General features: G+C 62.0%; 20 protein-coding genes and 1 tRNA gene. 8 read left to right on the top strand and 13 right to left on the bottom strand.

Features of this window, described 5'->3' with window-relative positions:
* Nucleotide 1 precedes the first annotated feature (1 nt).
* Entirely contained in the window at nucleotides 2–313 is a 312-nt protein-coding gene (locus ACO07J_RS23355; RefSeq protein ID WP_422033535.1) for a plasmid mobilization protein, read from the bottom strand.
* A gap of 164 nt (nucleotides 314–477) precedes the next feature.
* Between ACO07J_RS23355 and ACO07J_RS23350 the strand changes: the two genes are divergently transcribed.
* From ACO07J_RS23350 to ACO07J_RS23340, 3 genes are all read left to right on the top strand, one after another.
* Nucleotides 478–969 (top strand): hypothetical protein, encoded by a 492-nt coding sequence (locus ACO07J_RS23350; protein WP_422033533.1) that lies wholly within the window; start codon nucleotides 478–480, stop codon nucleotides 967–969.
* A gap of 128 nt (nucleotides 970–1,097) precedes the next feature.
* Nucleotides 1,098–3,035 carry a DNA methyltransferase gene (locus ACO07J_RS23345; RefSeq protein WP_422033531.1) on the top strand — a complete coding sequence of 646 codons (1,938 nt, stop codon included), beginning with the start codon at nucleotides 1,098–1,100 and terminating at the stop codon, nucleotides 3,033–3,035.
* Nucleotides 3,032–5,656 (top strand): DEAD/DEAH box helicase family protein, encoded by a 2,625-nt coding sequence (locus ACO07J_RS23340; RefSeq protein ID WP_422033529.1) that lies wholly within the window; start codon nucleotides 3,032–3,034, stop codon nucleotides 5,654–5,656. The genes ACO07J_RS23345 and ACO07J_RS23340 overlap by 4 nt, the downstream gene beginning before the upstream one ends.
* A gap of 223 nt (nucleotides 5,657–5,879) precedes the next feature.
* Here ACO07J_RS23340 and ACO07J_RS23335 read toward each other — a convergent pair whose 3' ends face one another.
* The 9 genes from ACO07J_RS23335 to ACO07J_RS23295 all read right to left on the bottom strand — a co-directional run bounded on the left by ACO07J_RS23335 (nucleotide 5,880) and on the right by ACO07J_RS23295 (nucleotide 10,983).
* Nucleotides 5,880–6,125, bottom strand: coding sequence for a hypothetical protein (locus ACO07J_RS23335; RefSeq protein WP_422033527.1), 246 nt, complete (start codon nucleotides 6,123–6,125; stop codon nucleotides 5,880–5,882).
* Nucleotides 6,126–6,154: 29 nt separating this feature from the next.
* Nucleotides 6,155–7,036 (bottom strand): ArdC family protein, encoded by an 882-nt coding sequence (locus tag ACO07J_RS23330; RefSeq protein WP_422033525.1) that lies wholly within the window; start codon nucleotides 7,034–7,036, stop codon nucleotides 6,155–6,157.
* A 380-nt stretch (nucleotides 7,037–7,416) separates the two neighbouring features.
* Nucleotides 7,417–7,491 (bottom strand) — tRNA-Phe (locus ACO07J_RS23325).
* Between the two features lie 80 nt (nucleotides 7,492–7,571).
* Nucleotides 7,572–7,754 (bottom strand): DNA gyrase inhibitor YacG, encoded by a 183-nt coding sequence (locus tag ACO07J_RS23320; RefSeq protein ID WP_422033523.1) that lies wholly within the window; start codon nucleotides 7,752–7,754, stop codon nucleotides 7,572–7,574.
* Nucleotides 7,751–8,773 carry a ribonuclease E/G gene (locus ACO07J_RS23315; protein ID WP_422033521.1) on the bottom strand — a complete coding sequence of 341 codons (1,023 nt, stop codon included), beginning with the start codon at nucleotides 8,771–8,773 and terminating at the stop codon, nucleotides 7,751–7,753. The genes ACO07J_RS23320 and ACO07J_RS23315 overlap by 4 nt, the downstream gene beginning before the upstream one ends.
* A complete protein-coding gene (locus ACO07J_RS23310) occupies nucleotides 8,770–9,348 on the bottom strand; it encodes a Maf family protein (protein WP_422033519.1) in 579 nt (192 codons plus the stop codon). Before ACO07J_RS23310 ends, ACO07J_RS23315 begins: the two co-directional genes overlap by 4 nt.
* Nucleotides 9,349–9,363: 15 nt before the next feature.
* A complete protein-coding gene (infA, locus tag ACO07J_RS23305) occupies nucleotides 9,364–9,582 on the bottom strand; it encodes a translation initiation factor IF-1 (protein WP_005978431.1) in 219 nt (72 codons plus the stop codon).
* An 82-nt stretch (nucleotides 9,583–9,664) separates the two neighbouring features.
* Nucleotides 9,665–10,549, bottom strand: coding sequence for a carbon-nitrogen hydrolase family protein (locus ACO07J_RS23300; RefSeq protein ID WP_422033517.1), 885 nt, complete (start codon nucleotides 10,547–10,549; stop codon nucleotides 9,665–9,667).
* An 83-nt stretch (nucleotides 10,550–10,632) separates the two neighbouring features.
* A complete protein-coding gene (locus ACO07J_RS23295; RefSeq protein WP_422033515.1) occupies nucleotides 10,633–10,983 on the bottom strand; it encodes an ArsR/SmtB family transcription factor in 351 nt (116 codons plus the stop codon).
* A gap of 256 nt (nucleotides 10,984–11,239) precedes the next feature.
* Between ACO07J_RS23295 and ACO07J_RS23290 the strand changes: the two genes are divergently transcribed.
* Nucleotides 11,240–11,872, top strand: a complete 633-nt coding sequence (locus tag ACO07J_RS23290) for an ATP-dependent Clp protease proteolytic subunit (RefSeq protein ID WP_422033513.1) — start codon at nucleotides 11,240–11,242, stop codon at nucleotides 11,870–11,872.
* 144 nt (nucleotides 11,873–12,016) lie between these two features.
* Entirely contained in the window at nucleotides 12,017–13,279 is a 1,263-nt protein-coding gene (clpX, locus tag ACO07J_RS23285) for an ATP-dependent Clp protease ATP-binding subunit ClpX (RefSeq protein ID WP_422033511.1), read from the top strand.
* A 24-nt stretch (nucleotides 13,280–13,303) separates the two neighbouring features.
* On the opposite strand, the gene ACO07J_RS23280 is transcribed toward clpX, so the two are convergent.
* On the bottom strand, nucleotides 13,304–14,014 hold the full coding sequence (locus ACO07J_RS23280) for a DUF4760 domain-containing protein (RefSeq protein ID WP_422033509.1): 711 nt from the start codon (nucleotides 14,012–14,014) through the stop codon (nucleotides 13,304–13,306).
* A gap of 339 nt (nucleotides 14,015–14,353) precedes the next feature.
* Between ACO07J_RS23280 and ACO07J_RS23275 the strand changes: the two genes are divergently transcribed.
* The 3 genes from ACO07J_RS23275 to ACO07J_RS23265 are packed head-to-tail and all read left to right on the top strand — an operon-like array spanning nucleotide 14,354 to nucleotide 15,594.
* On the top strand, nucleotides 14,354–14,737 hold the full coding sequence (locus ACO07J_RS23275) for an NADH:ubiquinone oxidoreductase subunit NDUFA12 (protein ID WP_422033507.1): 384 nt from the start codon (nucleotides 14,354–14,356) through the stop codon (nucleotides 14,735–14,737).
* A gap of 33 nt (nucleotides 14,738–14,770) precedes the next feature.
* A complete protein-coding gene (gene mlaD, locus ACO07J_RS23270; protein ID WP_422033505.1) occupies nucleotides 14,771–15,232 on the top strand; it encodes an outer membrane lipid asymmetry maintenance protein MlaD in 462 nt (153 codons plus the stop codon).
* A complete protein-coding gene (locus ACO07J_RS23265; protein WP_422033503.1) occupies nucleotides 15,229–15,594 on the top strand; it encodes a DUF2155 domain-containing protein in 366 nt (121 codons plus the stop codon). The genes mlaD and ACO07J_RS23265 overlap by 4 nt, the downstream gene beginning before the upstream one ends.
* On the opposite strand, the gene aat is transcribed toward ACO07J_RS23265, so the two are convergent.
* A complete protein-coding gene (gene aat, locus ACO07J_RS23260; RefSeq protein WP_422033501.1) occupies nucleotides 15,558–16,208 on the bottom strand; it encodes a leucyl/phenylalanyl-tRNA--protein transferase in 651 nt (216 codons plus the stop codon). The two genes, ACO07J_RS23265 and aat, sit on opposite strands and share 37 nt — an antisense overlap.
* A gap of 109 nt (nucleotides 16,209–16,317) precedes the next feature.
* Nucleotides 16,318–17,667, bottom strand: a complete 1,350-nt coding sequence (gene accC, locus ACO07J_RS23255; protein ID WP_300895795.1) for an acetyl-CoA carboxylase biotin carboxylase subunit — start codon at nucleotides 17,665–17,667, stop codon at nucleotides 16,318–16,320.
* Between the last annotated feature and the right edge of the window lie 12 nt (nucleotides 17,668–17,679).

Below are 17,679 nucleotides of genomic sequence, written 5' to 3'. Positions count from 1 at the left end.
ATCAATCCCCTTTCAGGTCTGTTGCAATTTCAAGAATGCGCTCTCGCGCGGCTGTCACCCGCCCGACCTCAGCCGCCGAAAAGCTATTCGATGAGTTGCCGACACGGGCAATTTGATTGAGCAACGCACCGATGCGATTCAGCGCCGCTACTGCTTCGACGGTCACGCCCGAGGCTTTGGGCTTGGGCGGCGTCTGCGTCAGAATAAATGACCGGACATAGCTGGACATGGGAAGTGAAACCGACCCCGCCATGTCTGCGATCCGGTTCCACTCGTCATCATTGAGACGGATTGCCAAGATGTTCTCGCGCATTTTCTCGCTCCTCGGACCTGTCCGGAAATCGAAGCCGCAGGCGACTATCTGAGCCACAGGCGACTGCGTGTGCGTTTTGTTTTAACAAAACATTGCTTGCTGTTCTTACTCTGTTCACTTTATGTTAAAGGAGTTAACATTGCAAGGAAAACTGGGATAGGCTGATGGGCATGAAACGTTACTGGGTATGTGTCGGAATGAGCGCGGTCGCGTTTTTCTACACAGGGCTGCGCGTCTATGTCAGAGAATTTCCGGAAAACGATCCCGGCGAAGTGGTCGTGCGTGGGCGCGTGATTGGGATCAGCAACGAAGATGCACGAGACCTAGGCGCGGCATATGCTGCGACACGGCGGGGCTGCGCCCTGATCGCATTCCATCGGCTCCCGGAATCCCGGAAACTGGCGGTTAGGAAAGAGGCCGCCGAGTTCCGGGAAAAGAGCGCACGGGCAAAGTGGTTCGAGATGTCAGATGCGGAAATTGCGGTGATGCTCGCGCTGTCAGATTTTCCGGAACGGTCCCGAGGCATCGAGTACCTCGGGCGGTCTAAACTGGTTGAAGGTGGGCTGATTTCGTCGGCGGCGTCGTTCCTGTTCATCCTGCCGTTCCACATGGCGCTGAGCTTGCTTTCTGAGGTGAGGAGGCATCTTCCACGGTAGGCTCCCTGACCACGATACAAGAAGCCAGTCCCCTTATTTTGCGAGGTATAGCGCAGTCGAGGTGGCGCTGGATCTTTTCCTTCCCATCAGTCAAAAGGGGGAAAAGAATTTTACTGAGGCGTCCATCCATGCAGAACCTTCTCGATGACCTGACCGCTCTACTCCAAGCTGAACAGGCGTTCATCGCGGATGGAGCGATCCTCAAAAACGCGGTGATCGAGGCCGCGTTGAACATGGATGCGAGGTTGTTGGAACTGCTGATGCAGTCCGGCACGATCAAGGCCCATTTCTTCACCGAGGTCGCGGGGGCGCTGGTCTTCGACAAGGTTAAGTTTCAGGATTTCGTGTCCAACAAAGCCTTCCTGCCTGACAGCTACACCGCCTTCAAGAACCGCATCGGCTTGACGGACGGGCGCGGCGATTACCTGAGCCAGTCGCGCGACGTGGTGCTGGCGTGGCCCTACAAGGATTGCGTGCTGGAAGGTGGCATGACCAAAGAGGACCGGGGCCGGAACGAGGTGTTCTGGAACACGACGCTGGCCCCGGACGACATCACGCGGCTGTTTGAACCCAAGGTGCTAACCGGGTGGGAACGCTGGGATGCCGAGGCAGTGGCGGCGGGCGTGCCCAAGCCCGTGGGCGAAGTTTCAGAGGACGACAACCTGCTCATTAAGGGCAACAACCTGCTGGCGCTGCATTCGCTGAAAGCGCGTTATGCGGGTAAGGTGAAGCTGATTTATATCGACCCGCCCTATAATACCGGAAATGACGGATTTCGGTACAATGACCGTTTCAACCATTCCGCTTGGCTGACGTTCTTCAAAGGACGACTTGAAGTCGCGAAGTCGCTGCTGACCCGTGATGGCGCAATCTTCGTCACACTCGACGACACGGAAGTCCATTATGCGAAAGTGATGATGGACGAGGTCTTTGGACGGGAGAAATTTGTAGCCCACATTGCTTGGCAAAAGAGAACTTCACCTGACGACCGAGTTATTTTGGGCAACTCACATGACAACATTCTTGTCTTTGCCCGTGAGCAAGGAACAACCAAACGGTCAAACGGCACCTTCAAAACTATCTTTGAAGAAAGCGCCAACCGCTTGCCCATGACTGATAAGCAGCGCGCTGAGTACAAAAATCCGGATAATGACCCCAAAGGCCCGTGGGTTCATCGAGACTTTACTGCCCAGAACCAAAAGAAGAACGGCAAGTGGGGCCGTGAAAACCAGATGTATTGGATCACTGCACCGTCAGGCGACCGGTTCTATCCACCAGAGGGGTATTGCTGGAAAGTAACTGAAGATGAATATCGCACTCTTGAGAAAGAGAAGCGCCTTTGGTTCGGCAAAGATGGAAACAATCAACCGAGGCGCAAGAAGTACCTTAAAGACGAAAACGGTATTCAGTCATCGACATGGTGGGCGCACCAAGATGCTGGAACAAATGAACAAGCTAAGAAAGAGTTGAATGCAATCGTAGGCACGGACGAAGCGTCTGACTTCACACCGAAGCCCGAGAGATTACTGCAACGCATTGTCCACATCGCCACCAATCCCGGCGAGATCGTTTTGGATTTCTATTCCGGCTCAGGAACGACAGCAGCGGTTGCGCACAAGATGGGCCGTCGATGGATCGCCGTGGAGCAAATGGACTACATTCTTGAGTTGCCCGCTTCGCGCCTAAAGAAAGTCGTCGAAGGGGAGCAGGGTGGCATTTCCAAAGCCGTTGAATGGCAAGGCGGCGGATCGTTTGTCTATGCCGAACTCGCGGCCTCAAACTCCGCCTTTGCGGAACGGATCGAAGCGGCCCCGGACATGGCCACGCTGCAAAACACCCATGCCGACATCCAAGCTACTGGCTATCTCCGCTATGACGTGGACCCAAGTGGCTTCGACAGCGACGACTTCGCCACGCTTCCACTGGAAGACGCCAAGCGCGTGTTGATGGACTGCCTTGATGCCAACCACCTCTATGTCAATCTCGGCTCACTTGGCGATGCGGATTTCGACATCTCGGACGAAGACGCCCGCGCGACCCGTTCTTTCTATGGGCTGGACCAATGAGCCAGACCCTGACCCAAGAGTTTGACGCGCTGGCCAAGTATGGGGCGCTGAAAGCAGACATACCCGACGACATCACCGGCAACCTTGCGCCCCAGATCGCGCTGCGCCCGTATCAGCACACGGCGCTGGAACGCTGGCTGTTCTACATCGACAAATACGATGGACGCCCCAAGGCCCCGCACCTGCTGTTCCACATGGCCACGGGCAGCGGCAAGACGGTGCTGATGGCGGCGCTGATCCTCGACCTCTACCGGCGCGGTTATCGCAACTTCCTGTTCTTCGTGAACTCTGCCCAGATCATCGAGAAGACCAAGGAAAACTTTTTGAATCCCGCATCGGCCAAGCACCTGTTCGCGCCCACGATCCGCATTGACGACAAACCCGTGGACATCCGCGCGGTGGATACCTTCGACGCCGTGTCGGGCGATGCGATCAACATCCACTTCACCACCATCCAAGGGCTGCACACGCGGATGCAGGCCCCTAAAGAGAACGCCGTCACCATTGAGGATTTCCGCGACTACAAGGTGGTGATGATCTCGGACGAAGCGCACCACCTGAACGCCGAGACTAAAAAAACGCTAACGGCAGGGGAAAAGGCAGACAAGGCCAGTTGGGAAGGTACGATATCCGAGATTTTCCGCCAGCACCCCGAGAACATGCTGTTGGAGTTTACCGCGACCGTGGACCTGAGCCATGAGGCGATCCGGGCGAAGTATGCCGACAAGATACTCTATGACTATTCCCTGCGGCAGTTTCGCGAAGACGGCTATTCCAAGGACATCGAGTTGCGGCAGGCCGATTTGCCGCCCGTTGAACGAATGATGCAGGCAATGGTCTTGAGCCAGTACCGCCGCAAGGTGGCCGAGGCGCATGGGCTGCATTGCAAGCCGGTGATCCTGATGAAGTCCAAGACGATCAAGGACAGCGCCGACAACGAAGCGGCCTTCACGGCGATGGTGGCGGGACTGACGGGCGAGGCGCTGGACGCGCTCAGAGCGGCTTCTGAGGGCGATGAGACGCTCTCGCGGGCCTTCGCCTACATCATGGGAGAAAGGGCCATGAGCGGCGCGGATTTCGCCCGTGAGCTACAGGGCGACTTTGCCCCCGAGAAGGTGGTGAATGTCAACAACCCTAAGGACTTGGAAAACAGACAGATCGAACTCAATGCCTTGGAAGACCGCGACAACGAGATTCGGGTGATCTTTGCCGTCGATAAGCTGAATGAAGGCTGGGATGTGCTAAACCTGTTCGACATTGTGCGCCTTTATGACACGCGGGACGGCAAGGCCAATAAGGTCGGCAAGACCACGATGGCTGAGGCCCAGTTGATCGGACGCGGGGCGCGGTACTTCCCCTTCGTGGCCCCGGATCAACCCGACGCGGCACGGGAAAAGCGCAAGTACGATAGCGCGATGGACACGCCCCTGCGCATCTTGGAGGAACTGCATTACCACTGTTCCCACAATCCCAAGTACATCCAAGACATCCGAAACGCCCTGCGCGAAACCGGGATGCTGGACGACACCGCCCGGACGGTGCGGCTGCGGCTCAAGGACAGCTTCAAACAGACTGACCTTTATGAGCGGGATCATGTCTGGGTCAATGATCGGGTGCGCAACCCGCGTGACGGTGTTGCGGGGCTGGACGCCTACAAGATTGAAGGCTCCTTTACCTATCCGAGCTTGATGACAGGTCGGGTGACTGAAGCCTCTGCATTCGGAGGTGGACAGTTGACGCTGAAACCGTCGAGCAAGGAACCCGTGTCTCGCGATTTTAAACTGGCGGATTTTGGCAGGGCCATTTTGGGCTTTGCGATGGATGCCAACGACTTCTTCCACTTCGCCAATTTGCGGACCTATTTTCCGCAACTCTCCTGCGCCACCCAATTTGTCACCTCTGACACCTATCTGGGCGGTGTCACGGTCAGTGTGCGCGGATTGCCGGACGACTTGAACAACCTTACTCCACGGCAAAAGTTGGACATCGCGCAATACGTCCTGCACCAGATCGAAAGCGGCGTAAAACGCGAAAGTGTCGAGTACATTGGGACCAAGGACTTCAAGCCCTATCCCATCAAAGACCGTTTCACGGACAAGGTTCTGAAACTCCGGGTCGAAGGCGAGACAGGGCTAAGCTGGGCCGAAAGTAATGTGCCAGGGCTGAATCAGATCGACTTGCGCGGTAAGGACTGGCACGCTTACGACGACAGCTATGGGACGGATCAAGAAAAGCACTTCATCAAGTTCATGCACGATCAAGAAGCGCGGCTTCGTGAGATCTATGATGACTTCTATCTTTTGCGGAACGAGAAGGCGGTTAAGATATTTGACTTTAAGACCGGTCGCGCCTTCGAACCCGATTTTGTTCTTTTGCTGCGGAGGAAGGGCGCGGATGCCAGCACGATCCTGCAACTATTCGTCGAACCCAAGGGCGCTCATCTACGACCGCAAGATGACTGGAAACAAGATTTCCTTTCCGAGATCAAAAATCATGCACGTCTTGAGACCATATTCCAAGGCCGCGATTATGGCGTTCTAGGGCTTCCCTTCTACAATGAGGACGGCCAGACAAAAGCCGATTTCAAACTGGCCTTTGAGGGTGTCCTGACGGGCGGGTGATTTTTGGAATGTTGAAACTGATGGGAATGTAGACCTCCCCTCCCTCGGCTCTTTCATTTCAATGCTCTGCGTGGTCCAGCGGCGCAACGCTGGTCGAACGGCTGTGACGGGTTCTGTGACGACGCGCCTGCGTTGTCACGGGTTCTGTCACGACGGATCGAAACGATTGAGGGTAGCGTTCCAACGAATAGGAAAGCCCCGCCTGAGCGGGGCATTAGTGTGTTTAGACGACGTGGAGCGCGTACATTTTTCGACCCTCCGGCGGATAGCTCGACCGCTCTGCCACCGTTTCCATGCCGATATACATGATATCCTCGTGGTCGGCAGTCATCCCCTCTGTGATCTGCTCGAAAACGGCTTCGATCCGCGCCCCGAGGGGCAATTCTCGATCACCGCCCCCGGCCATGACATTTTTGATCGTATCTGCGCATTCTGCACTCCATTCGATTGAAAGTTCGTTGATGTCCATGTGGTTCTCTCCTGTGAAGTGGGGGCCGCTCACGCGGCCTCCCGTTGCTGAATTGGGTTGGTGATGTAGTCCATGGCCTTCTGTGCCGCGCTGGCGGCGCTGAAAATGAACCGTTTGTCGTCTTTGAGAGCCTTAAGCCAGCCCTCGATATACGCGCCGCTCTGCCCGAAATCAGGGGGCAGGCCGAGGGAAAGGCACATCATGCAAGCCCCGATCTCGGCCACAAGTTCTTCCTTCGCGTAGGCTTCCCGGTCGCGGCCTTTGGTCAGGCGGTCAAGGCGGCTCTGGTGTCCGGTCCAATGGACGGTTTCATGTGCCATGGTGGCATAGTAACCGCCTGCATTATGGAAGGTTCTGACCGGCGGCATGTGGATTACATCCCGCGCAGGATGATAGTACGCCTCCGGCTTCTCGGTCGTCTCGATCTGTGCGCCGGTCGCTGCAAAGTATGCGTCAAGCTCGGGGTTGGCCTCAGTCCCGAGGTCGCGGGCCTCCACTGCGGCGGGGCGATAGTACTCATCGGGTAGTCCGTCGATCTGGTCGGCATTGAAAACCCGATAGCCGCGCATGTAGGGGATTTTTACTTCCTCCCCGGTCACATCGTCCTCTCTTTCGATAGTGTTGTAGAAGACAACGGAAGCGGATTTCTCCCCACGGCGGACCATGCCGCCCGCGTCCTTGGCTTGCTTGAATGTGAACCAGAATGGCGATCCGTATCCTTCCTTCCCTGCGATCAGCCAAAGCATCAGCGTGTTGATCCCCCGGTACGCCTCCCCGTTGGCCCGCAGGGGGAACGCTGCCCCGGCCTTGCTCCCTGTCCACGGCTGACGCCACGGGGGCGTTCCTGCCTCCATCGCTTCGATGATTGAGTCCGTGACGTGCTGTTGGATATCGAATGTCTGTTTAGCCATTTGTGGCCTCCCTCGGTCTCTTGCTCCCTTCCAGAATTGGACGGGCTGGCAAGTGAGCCGCGCATCGCGCGTGTCTCTCTTGCCGGACTGGCCCTCGCCGAGAGCAGGGGGGGAACCGCCGCAATTGGAAAATCAAGGCCTGCAAGGGGTGGAGCGGCCCGCAGGCGAAGCCGAGGACACGGCCCGCCGCAGGGCGTAGTATTTTCCGGTTGAGGTGGGGGACCGGCGGTCCCCTGACGCCGCGCATGGCGCGGCATACAAGGAAACCAAAAGCGGTTCAGTCTTTCGGGGTGTAGCCCCGACGTAGCCCCGAACAGGCGCGCGGAGAAGGTCCTAGACCGGATCGGTTAGAAAAATTCTTTATTATCAAGGCTTTGAAGTGGTGCCCGGGGGCGGAATCGAACCACCGACACGAGGATTTTCAATCCACTGCTCTACCTCTGAGCTACCCGGGCACGGGGAACGGCGGGGCCGTTCGGGTGGAGGCGTTCTAGGCGAGGTTCGAGAGGGTGTCCAGAGGGAATTCGCGGCAATTTCAGTGTGGTTTGCCGTCGGGGCGGTCGAGCTCGTCCAGGGCGCGTTCGGCGTCTTCGGGATCTTCGGAGGGCACCGCGTAATCGCCGCGGATCCACTTGCCGAGGTCGATGTCGGCGCAGCGTTTCGAGCAGAAGGGACGGTAGCGTGTGTCTGACGGCTTCGCGCAGATCGGGCAGGTCATGAGAGCACCTCGGAGAGCGGCACCCGGTCGCGCTTGCGCTGGAGCTCGTAATGGCCGAGCGGGGTCCAGCCGGCGAGGGCGGTTTCGGTGGCGTCGTGGCGGAAGGCGGCGCGCAGGGTGGTTTCGAACTGGCGGCGGTCCTTCTTGCCCATCGGCGCGAGGTCGAGGGTGATCTGGCCGCCGAGGCCCCGGAGGCGGAGCTGGCGGGGCAGGTCTTTCGCCGCCGCCAGGTTGGCCTTGAGGCCCGCCGCGGGGGAGGTGTCGCCGCCGGTGTTGACGTCGACCGCCACCAGCGCGCGGGTGGGTTCGATGTAGAATGAGGCGCCGCCGGGCAGGGGGGCGAGGGGGGATTGCAGCGCGTCGAGCGCGTCGAGCACGCCGTGATCCTCGAACGCGCCGGGGGTGTCGGCGACGGTCGCCTCCATGACCCAGTCGCGCCAGGCGAGCTCGTGCGGGCCGTCGCCCTCGGTGAGTTTCTCCGGCTCGCCCGCGCGGTCGGCGGTGACCTGTTCGGCCATGGCGGCCATGGTGCGGATATCCTCGGCGATGGCGTCGGGGTCGGCGCCGGCGCAGGAGGAGCGCAGGATCAGGCCCATGTCGGAGCCGCCCATCTCCTCGTGCGCGATTTCGAGCAGGCCGTCGCGGATGTCGTCGTCGCGGATCTGGCGCGAGATGTTGAGGCCCGGCGCCTCGGGGGTGACGATGGCATAGCGGCTCTTGAAGAGGAGCTTGGAGGAGACCGGCACGGCCTTTCCCGGTTCGGCATAGCCCGTGACCTGCACCAGGATCGGCTCGCCCGGCGAGAGGCCCTTGACCTGGCGCAGGAAGACGGGGCCGTCGGGTGTGTTCAGGAACATGCCGCCCTGGCCCTTCATCGGGCGGTCGGCGCGGGCGCGGTAGATGGCGCCGGGGCGGGGGCGGTCGCTGTCGATCAGCAGGTCGGTGAGGCGGCCGTCCTCGATCAGGGCGGCGGCGTCGCGGCCATTCACGGCGCCGAGGGCGATGACGGTGCCTTTCATGGCGTTCCTTTCCAGATCGGGTGGCCCGCGGCGCGCAGGAGGTTGGCGGTCTCGGCCAGCGGGAGGCCCACGACGGCGGTGAAGGAGCCCTCGATCCACGGGATGAGGGCGCCGGCCGGTCCTTGAATGCCGTAGCCGCCCGCCTTGCCCTGCCAGTCGCCGGTGGAGAGGTAGCCCGCGATCTCGTCCTCGGTGAGGCGCTTCATGCGGACGGCGGTGACCACGTCGCGTTCCCACAGCTTTTCGCCGCGTTTCACGGCGACGGCGGTGATCACCTTGTGGCGGCGGCCCGACATCAGGCGGAGGAAATCCGCCGCCTCGTCCGCGTCGGCGGGTTTGCCGAGGATGCGGCGGCCGACGGCGACGGTGGTGTCGGCGCAGAGCACGGTGTCGTCCGGCCCGGCGGTGACGGCCGCGGCTTTCTGCCGCGCAATGCGCACGCAGTAGGGGCGGGGCAATTCGCCCGTCCGGGGGGTCTCGTCGATCTCGGGCGGGCGGATGTCGTCGGGTGACAGCCCGAGCTGCGCCAATAGTTCCAGGCGCCGCGGACTGCCAGATCCGAGGATGAGTTTCATCGGGTTTTCAGACGCTTACTTGAAGCGGTAGTTGATCCGACCCTTGGTCAGATCGTAGGGGGTCATCTCGACCTGCACCTTGTCGCCAGCCAGAACACGGATGCGGTTCTTCCGCATCTTCCCTGCCGTGTGTGCGATGATTTCATGGCCATTTTCAAGCTCGACCCGAAATGTCGCATTGGGCAGGAGTTCCTTCACGACACCGGGAAATTCGAGCGTATCTTCCTTGGCCATGACGTCTCCATTGTTGATCGCTCCGCCTGAACGCGGAACGTTGCTTACATGATCCCATTCGCCGTTTATTTCAAGGCTTTTATCAGCGCAGCCGTTCGGCCGTGACATAGGTGTCGCGCCCGTCCTGCTCGGCCCAGTGGGTGCGGCCCAGCACGTTGCCGTCGGCGCGGACACGGGCGATGGCGGCCGGGTCGACCTCGGCATAGGTCCAGCCGGGGGTGTTCAGGCTGCCCTCGGCCAGGATGCCGGTGGGCGGGAAACCGGTGTCGGGCGGGCCGAAGACGCCGCCCATGCCGGTGTTGCTGTCGACATGTTCGCACCACGCGGCCTTGCCCACGAGCGAGGCCATGGCCGAGACGCACTGGGTTTCCAGCGCCCGGGCCATGGCGCCGATGCGGACGCGGGAATAGCCGGCCAGCGCCTCGGTGCAGGAGGGCACGAGGATCAGGTCGGCGTCGTGCAGGGCGCGGCCCAGCAGGGGGAATTCCGAATCGTAGCAGATCAGGATGCCGATCCTGCCGAGCGCCGTGTCGAAGAGGTGCAGCGGGCCGCCGCCGATCACGTCCATAGCCTCGCGCTCGTAGCGGGTCATGAGCTGCTTGTCCTGGTGGGCGACGCTGCCGGTGGGGGTGAAGACATAGGCGCGGTTGACCGGGCGGGGGCCGAAATCGGGGTCGTAGACCGGGGCGGAGGCGCCGACGATATGCACCTTGTATTTCGCCGCCAGCTCGGAATGGAGGCTGTTGGCGTCCGCCATCCGCTCGGAGACGGCGACCATGCAGCCCTCGTGGTCGGCGGCGGTCTCGGCCCCGGCGAGCGTGGCCAGCTCCATCGCGCCGTATTCGGGGAAGAGCAGCAGCTCGGCGCCCTGGCCGGCGGCCTCGGCCACCCAGGCCTCGATCTTGGCGGCGTAGTCGGCCCAGCTGGCGTGGAAGTCGAGCGGGTAGGCGGAGGTGGCGATTTTCATGGCTTGGGTCCGGTAAGGCGGCTTTGGTGCGCCCTGTTTAACCGGATCGCGGCGGCGAGGGCCAGAGGGGAGTGGCGGCGCGGTCAGCCGCCCGTTCGTGTCCCCTTGGCGCAGAACAGGTCGTAGACCACTTCGAGCACGCGCTTGGGCCGGTCGTCGGCAAGGCTGTAATAGATCGTCTTGCCCTCGCGGCGGGGCACGACCAGCCCCTCGACCCGCAGGCGGGAGAGCTGTTGCGACACCGCGGCCTGCCGGGCCGAAAGCAGGCGTTCCAGCTCGGTCACCGATTTCTCGCCCGTGACGAGATGGCACAGGATCATCAGCCGCCCCTCGTGGCTGATCGCCTTGAGGAAATTCGCGGCGTCCTGCGCGTTTTCCGCCATCTGCGCCCTGTCCTCGGCGCTGAGCGATGTGTCGAGTACCGGCAGTGTCATGCCCCTGTCTCCCAAGCCCCTGCGATGTTTTTAATGCCTTCCCGGCGGATGTGCAAAAGCCATGTCGCCGCGAGGGCGGGGATTGGGCCGAATTTGCCACAGGCCGGCCGCCGTTCGACCGGGCCGGAAACGGACCGGGTGCCGCGAGCGTGATCCGAATTTGCCGGGCGGCACTTGCAGCCCCTTGGGCTCGCCACTAAGACTCTCTTAGCACCTGATCCTGTAAGGATCGGACACTCTAGCAGGCAGGCGGATTATGAAAGACCCATACGAAGTATACATGAACACGCTCGTGCCCATGGTCGTCGAGCAGACCAGCCGGGGCGAACGGGCCTACGACATCTTCTCGCGCCTCCTGAAGGAGCGGATCATCTTCGTCAGCGGCCCGGTGCATGACGGCATGTCGAGCCTGATCGTGGCGCAGCTTCTGCACCTCGAGGCGGAGAACCCGTCGAAGGAGATCAGCATGTACATCAACAGCCCCGGTGGCGTGGTCACCAGCGGGCTGTCGATCTACGACACGATGCAGTACATCAAGCCCAAGGTCAGCACGCTGGTCATCGGGCAGGCGGCGAGCATGGGCTCGCTCCTGCTGACGGCGGGGGCCAAGGGGATGCGGTTCTCGCTGCCCAACAGCCGAATCATGGTGCACCAGCCCTCGGGCGGCTACCAGGGCCAGGCCACGGATATCATGATCCATGCCGAGGAAACGCTGAAGCTGAAGCGGCGGCTGAACGAGATCTACGTCAAGCATACCGGCCAGACGCTGAAGAAGGTCGAGGATGCGCTGGAGCGTGACAACTTCATGGACCCCAGCGAGGCGAAGGCCTGGGGGCTGATCGACGACATCGTGGAAAACCGGGTGAAGGACCCCGACGAGGGCGCCTGACCGGCGGGAAGGCCAGCGAAGGGATGGGGCCATTTTTCACATTGAGGTGACTGGGGCTCTGTCTTAAGCTGGCAGAACAGCGAATGGAATACATGGGTCAGGCCTGACCCGGAAGTCGGCGGGGCACGGCGCGAAAGGTTACGAATGGCGAACAATTCCAACGGCGACAGCAAGAACACCCTGTACTGCAGCTTTTGCGGAAAAAGCCAGCACGAGGTGCGAAAACTGATTGCCGGGCCGACCGTGTTCATCTGTGACGAATGTGTCGAGCTGTGCATGGACATCATCCGCGAAGAAACCAAGAGCGCCGGCCTGAAATCCAGCGAGGGCGTGCCGACGCCGCGCGAGATCTGCGATGTGCTCGACGATTACGTGATCGGCCAGTCGATGGCCAAGCGCGTCCTGTCGGTGGCGGTTCACAACCACTACAAGCGGCTGAACAACTCGGGCAAGAGCGATATCGAGCTGCAGAAGTCGAACATCCTGCTGATCGGCCCGACCGGCTGTGGCAAGACGCTGCTGGCGCAGACGCTGGCGCGGATCCTGGATGTGCCCTTCACCATGGCCGACGCCACCACGCTGACCGAAGCGGGCTACGTGGGCGAGGATGTGGAGAACATCATCCTCAAGCTGCTGCAGTCGAGCGAGTACAATGTCGAGCGGGCGCAGCGCGGCATCGTCTATATCGACGAGGTCGACAAGATCACCCGCAAGAGCGAGAATCCCTCGATCACCCGCGACGTGTCGGGCGAGGGGGTGCAGCAGGCGCTGCTGAAGCTGATGGAAGGCACGGTCGCCGCGGTGCCGCCGCAGGGCGGGCGCAAGCATCCGCAGCAGGAATTCCTGCAGGTCGACACGACCAACATCCTGTTCATCTGCGGCGGGGCGTTTGCCGGGCTCGACAAGATCATCTCGCAGCGCGGCAAGGGCAGCGCTATGGGCTTTGGCGCCGACGTGCGCGAGGTCGATGCCCGCGGCATCGGCGAGGTGTTCACCGATCTCGAGCCGGAAGACCTGTTGAAATTCGGGCTGATCCCGGAGTTCGTCGGCCGCCTGCCGGTGATCGCGACGCTGGAGGATCTCGACGAGGAGGCGCTTGTCACCATCCTGACCGAGCCGAAGAACGCGCTGGTGAAACAGTACCAGCGCCTGTTCGAGCTGGAGGATGCGCAGCTGACCTTCACCGATGACGCGCTGAAGGCCATCGCCAAGCGCGCCATCGCCCGCAAGACCGGCGCCCGGGGCCTGCGCTCGATCCTCGAGGATATCCTGCTGAACACGATGTTCGAACTGCCGGGCATGGAGAATGTCGAGGAAGTGGTCGTCAACGAGGAGGCCGTGACCTCCGACGCGGCGCCGCTGATGATCTATGCGGACGCCAAGAAGGAAGGCACCAGCGCGGGCTGAGGGCCTGACAGGGACGGTCTCGGCTCAGGTCGGGGCCGTCGCCTTGCGGTGCACGGCATCACGAAACCTTGGGTGCTGATCCAGCCAGGCTTTCATGTCCGGAATAGCGCGTTCGTTCGGGTTGCCGTTGATATCGCGGGCCGTTCCTGACGTGTCGCGCCAGTCTTCGTAGAGGTCGGCGAGGTTCTTGTAGATTTGCGGATGAACCATCCGCAGCCGGGCAATGAGCCACTTGGCGTCGTCGACAAGGTTGCACATGATCCCGCGAACGGTCTGATCCAGCAGCATTTCGTCGAGGTCACCCTGATCGAGGCCGACGGCAAGAAATTCGTAATAATTCAACAGCTTGGTGACGGCATCTGCCGACCCCCGCCTGGTTTCCCTGACGCGCCGCCACTGCTTGTACGTGATGTCGGTATACTCCGGAAAACAGGCCGCTCTTTCTGGATGGAGCGACTGGAAATGGTCGGACATCCGGGTTTCGAAGAGGATCGTGATCGTGTGCTGTTTCCTGCGGTCCGATTGCGCCTTGGCACTGGTGCGCCAGTACGTCCAGATGGCGACCGCGATGCCGATCACGGCCGTCAGCGTGGACGCGGCTATGGCGAAGAGTGCGACAAGGGTCTTGTACTGTTCCGAAGGCTCGCTTGGAATCCGGGCCAGGAGCGCGGAGAATTCGCCGACCAGCAGCCGGCTGCAGATTGCCGCGAACAGCAGGATGACAGCGACGAGCAACGCCGCGGCGGCAATCAGGAACAGGGATTTCAGAACGGCGTCGAACAGCGTATTGCCCCGGGTGGCTTACCCGTTGCCGAACCCCTCGCGGGGAAAGCCGTTACCAAATCCTTCACGTACCATCGGATTTCTCCACCTTCTCAACAAACATACCATGGCCGATCGTGTCGTGCCAACATGGTTCATGCCCCGGAGCCTGCCGTCGAACGGTTAAGATGGGGTAAAATTCCCGGTCGGCAAGCCCGGGAAATCACTGTGACCTGCCTTTGCCCGCTTCCCGGCACTGGACCTTTGCCGCCATATGCGCCATACGGATTGAAGCGATGACCGGAGGGTTTCATGGGCCTTATCAACACGCTTCTGCGCGCCGTGACATGGTGGAACGGGGCCACGCTCAACACGCTGATCTACACTTCGCGCAAGGGCGTGAAGGTGGGCGAGGACGAGCAGGGCAATGTATTCTACCGTGACCGCGAAGACAAGCGCCGCTGGGTGATCTTCAACGGCGAGGCCGAGGCCAGCCGGGTCAGCCCCGCCTGGCATGGCTGGCTGCACTACACCTACAAGGAACCGCCGACCGAGCGGCCGCTGCTGCGCAAGGCGTGGGAGAAGCCGCACGAGGAGAACCTGACCGGCACGGCGCTGGCCTATGCGCCGGCCGGTTCGATCCGGCGGCCGGAACCGGTCGAGCGGCGCGATTACGAGGCGTGGAGCCCCGAGTAACGGCGGCGCCACGGGTCGGGAGAAGGCAGGCACATGTCCACGCAGCAAACGACGGAAGTCCTGGTCGGCGGGGCCGTTCTGGCGGTGGCGATCGGTTTCATGGTCTATGCGGGCCAGGTGACCGGCTTTTCCGGCGGGCAGCCGGAATACGCGCTGAACGCCAGTTTCCGCAGCGCCGACGGGGTCAGCGTGGGCACAGATGTGCGGCTGGCGGGCGTCAAGGTGGGCCGCGTCACGGATATCGAACTCGACCCGCAGACCTTCCGCGCCTCGACCCGGTTTTCCGTGCGCGAGGGGATCGACGTGCCCGATGACAGCGCCGTGGCGATCTCGTCCGAGGGGCTGCTGGGCGGCAATTACGTCGAGATCCTGCCGGGCGGTTCGCCCTTCTTCCTCGAGCCGGGCTCGGAGATCGAGTTCACGCAGAGCTCGGTCAGCCTGGTCAGCCTGCTGATGAAATTCGTGGCCGGTGACGAGGAGGGCTCTGCCGAATGATGCGAGTGGTAACGGGGGCTGTGCTGGCCTGCGTGGCGGGTCTTGCCCTGGCGCAGGAGGATGCGGTGGATATCGGCACCGGCGTGGTGCTGCGCGGGCTCGACAAGGTCAATGCCAACGTCACCGACATCGACCTGCAGAGCGGGCAGAGCACCGAGTATGGCCGGCTGACGGTCAGCCTTGGTGAATGCCGCTATCCCGTTGGCGATCCGGCGGCCGACGCCTTCGCCTTCCTGACGATCACCGACACGGCCAGCGGCGACGAGGTGTTTTCCGGCTGGATGGTGGCCTCGTCCCCGGCGATCAACGCGCTGGAGCATCCGCGCTACGACGTCTGGGTCCTACGCTGCAAGACCGGCTGAGGCGATGGGTCGAAGGGGACGTCGGTGATCGATACGGGCATTTCCAGCGCCTCGTGCAGCAGCGCGCGGTATTGCGCCCGCGAGATCTCGGTGGCGCCCAGCGTGGCGAGGTGCGGGGTCAGGAACTGCGTGTCGAAGAGGGTGAAGCCGCAGGTCCGCAGGTGATGGGTGAGATGTGCAAGCGCCAGTTTCGAGCCGTCGGTGCGGCGCGAGAACATGCTTTCGCCGAAGAAGGCCGCGCCGAGCGCCACGCCGTAGACGCCGCCGGCCAACTGTCCTTCCTGCCAGATTTCCAGTGAATGGGCATGGCCCAGATCGTGCAGCGTGCCGTAGATGCCGGCGATCTCGCCGCTGATCCAGGTCTCGGACCGGTCGGCACAGGCGGAGACGACCGCATCGAAATCGGCGTTGAGCGTCACGTCGTAGCCGCCGCGCCGGATGCGGCGGGCTAGGCTGCGCGAGATGTGGAAGCCGTCGAGCGGCAGGATGCCCCGGCGGCGCGGGTCGACCCAGAAGATTTCCGGGTCGTCGCGCGATTCGGCCATCGGGAAGATGCCCGAGGCATAGGCGCCGAGGATCAGCTGGGGGCTGAGCAGGGGGGCTTCGTCCTTCATGGGCGAAGCCGGGTGGATTTGGGGGCGCTGCCCCACGTTGAAATCCTTGAGGATTTCAACGCTCCCCGGGATATTTGCGGGCCAGAAGAAGCCGGGCCGGAAGGCGGGATCAGCCGCGCAGGTTGGTTTCCAGCCATTTTTCGAGCCAGTGGATGTTGTAGGCGCCGGTCTGGATGTCTTCTTCCTGCAGAAGCGCGTGGAAGAGCGGCACGGTGGTGTCGACCCCGTCGACGATCAGTTCGCCCAATGCCCGGTTGAGCCGGGCCAGCGCCGACTGGCGGTCGCGGCCGTGGACGATGAGCTTGGCGATGAGCGAGTCGTAATAGGGCGGGATCTTGTAGCCGTCATAGAGCGCCGAATCCATCCGCACGCCCAGCCCGCCGGGGGCGTGGAACTGGGTGATGGTGCCGGGGCGGGGCGAGAATTCGGGCAGTTTCTCGGCGTTGATCCGAACCTCGATGGCGTGGCCGTTGATCTTGAGGTCTTCCTGCGTGAAGGACATCGGGTAGCCCTCGGCCACGCGGATCTGTTCCTGCACGAGGTCGACGTCGAAGATCGCCTCGGTCACCGGGTGTTCGACCTGCAGGCGGGTGTTCATCTCGATGAAGTAGAACTCGCCATTCTCGTAGAGGAACTCGATCGTGCCGGCACCGGCGTAGTTGATGCGCGCCACCGCGTCGGCGCAGATCTTGCCGATGCGCTCGCGCTCTTCCTCGGAAATGGCGGGGCCGGGGGCCTCTTCCAGCACCTTCTGGTGGCGGCGCTGGAGCGAGCAGTCGCGCTCGCCCAGGTGGACGGCCTTTCCCTTGCCGTCGCCGAAGACCTGGATCTCGATATGGCGCGGCGTGGTGAGGTATTTCTCGATATAGACCTCGTCATTGCCGAAGGCCGCCTTGGCCTCGGACCGGGCGGTGAGGAAGGCGCGTTCGAGCCCGGCGGCATCCTGTGCCACCTTCATGCCGCGCCCGCCGCCGCCGGCGGTGGCCTTGACGATGACCGGGTAGCCGATCTCGTCACACAGCTTCCGGGCCGCGTCGACATTGGGCACGCCGCCATCGGAGCCGGGGACGCAGGGTACGCCGAGATCCTTCATCGTGTCCTTGGCGGTGATCTTGTCGCCCATGATCCGGATATGCTCGGCCGTGGGGCCGATGAAGGTCAGGTCGTGATCCTCGACGATCTGCACGAAATTGGCGTTCTCGGAGAGAAAGCCGTAGCCCGGGTGGATGGCCTGGGCGCCCGTGACCTCGCAGGCGGCGATGATCGAGGGGATCGACAGGTAGCTGTCGGAGCCCGGCGGCGGGCCGATGCAGACGCTTTCGTCGGCCATGCGCACATGCATCGCGTCGGCGTCGGCGGTCGAGTGCACGGCAACCGAGCGGATTCCCATTTCGCGGGCGGCGCGGATCACGCGAAGGGCGATCTCGCCCCGGTTGGCCACAAGAATCTTGTCGAACATGGGGGCGGCCTT

Origin of the sequence: Roseovarius sp. (genome assembly GCF_965228755.1) — a bacterium.
Lineage (GTDB): Bacteria > Pseudomonadota > Alphaproteobacteria > Rhodobacterales > Rhodobacteraceae > Roseovarius.
Note: the sequence above shows the minus strand (reverse complement) of the source record. Positions and strands in the feature narration are given on the sequence as shown.

Excerpts from the sequence above, each read along its gene's own strand:
- ACO07J_RS23340 (WP_422033529.1), top strand. The coding sequence starts at position 3,032 with ATGAGCCAGACCCTGACCCAAGAGTTTGACGCGCTGGCCAAGTATGGG.
- infA (WP_005978431.1), bottom strand. The coding sequence starts at position 9,582 with ATGGCCAAGGAAGATACGCTCGAATTTCCCGGTGTCGTGAAGGAACTC.
- ACO07J_RS23315 (WP_422033521.1), bottom strand. The coding sequence starts at position 8,773 with ATGAAAGGCACCGTCATCGCCCTCGGCGCCGTGAATGGCCGCGACGCC.
- ACO07J_RS23355 (WP_422033535.1), bottom strand. The coding sequence starts at position 313 with ATGCGCGAGAACATCTTGGCAATCCGTCTCAATGATGACGAGTGGAAC.
- ACO07J_RS23330 (WP_422033525.1), bottom strand. The coding sequence starts at position 7,036 with ATGGCTAAACAGACATTCGATATCCAACAGCACGTCACGGACTCAATC.
- ACO07J_RS23335 (WP_422033527.1), bottom strand. The coding sequence starts at position 6,125 with ATGGACATCAACGAACTTTCAATCGAATGGAGTGCAGAATGCGCAGAT.
- ACO07J_RS23295 (WP_422033515.1), bottom strand. The coding sequence starts at position 10,983 with ATGACACTGCCGGTACTCGACACATCGCTCAGCGCCGAGGACAGGGCG.
- clpX (WP_422033511.1), top strand. The coding sequence starts at position 12,017 with ATGGCGAACAATTCCAACGGCGACAGCAAGAACACCCTGTACTGCAGC.
- ACO07J_RS23290 (WP_422033513.1), top strand. The coding sequence starts at position 11,240 with ATGAAAGACCCATACGAAGTATACATGAACACGCTCGTGCCCATGGTC.
- ACO07J_RS23345 (WP_422033531.1), top strand. The coding sequence starts at position 1,098 with ATGCAGAACCTTCTCGATGACCTGACCGCTCTACTCCAAGCTGAACAG.
- accC (WP_300895795.1), bottom strand. The coding sequence starts at position 17,667 with ATGTTCGACAAGATTCTTGTGGCCAACCGGGGCGAGATCGCCCTTCGC.
- ACO07J_RS23300 (WP_422033517.1), bottom strand. The coding sequence starts at position 10,549 with ATGAAAATCGCCACCTCCGCCTACCCGCTCGACTTCCACGCCAGCTGG.
- ACO07J_RS23265 (WP_422033503.1), top strand. The coding sequence starts at position 15,229 with ATGATGCGAGTGGTAACGGGGGCTGTGCTGGCCTGCGTGGCGGGTCTT.
- ACO07J_RS23310 (WP_422033519.1), bottom strand. The coding sequence starts at position 9,348 with ATGAAACTCATCCTCGGATCTGGCAGTCCGCGGCGCCTGGAACTATTG.
- ACO07J_RS23320 (WP_422033523.1), bottom strand. The coding sequence starts at position 7,754 with ATGACCTGCCCGATCTGCGCGAAGCCGTCAGACACACGCTACCGTCCC.
- ACO07J_RS23350 (WP_422033533.1), top strand. The coding sequence starts at position 478 with ATGGGCATGAAACGTTACTGGGTATGTGTCGGAATGAGCGCGGTCGCG.
- ACO07J_RS23275 (WP_422033507.1), top strand. The coding sequence starts at position 14,354 with ATGGGCCTTATCAACACGCTTCTGCGCGCCGTGACATGGTGGAACGGG.
- mlaD (WP_422033505.1), top strand. The coding sequence starts at position 14,771 with ATGTCCACGCAGCAAACGACGGAAGTCCTGGTCGGCGGGGCCGTTCTG.
- aat (WP_422033501.1), bottom strand. The coding sequence starts at position 16,208 with ATGAAGGACGAAGCCCCCCTGCTCAGCCCCCAGCTGATCCTCGGCGCC.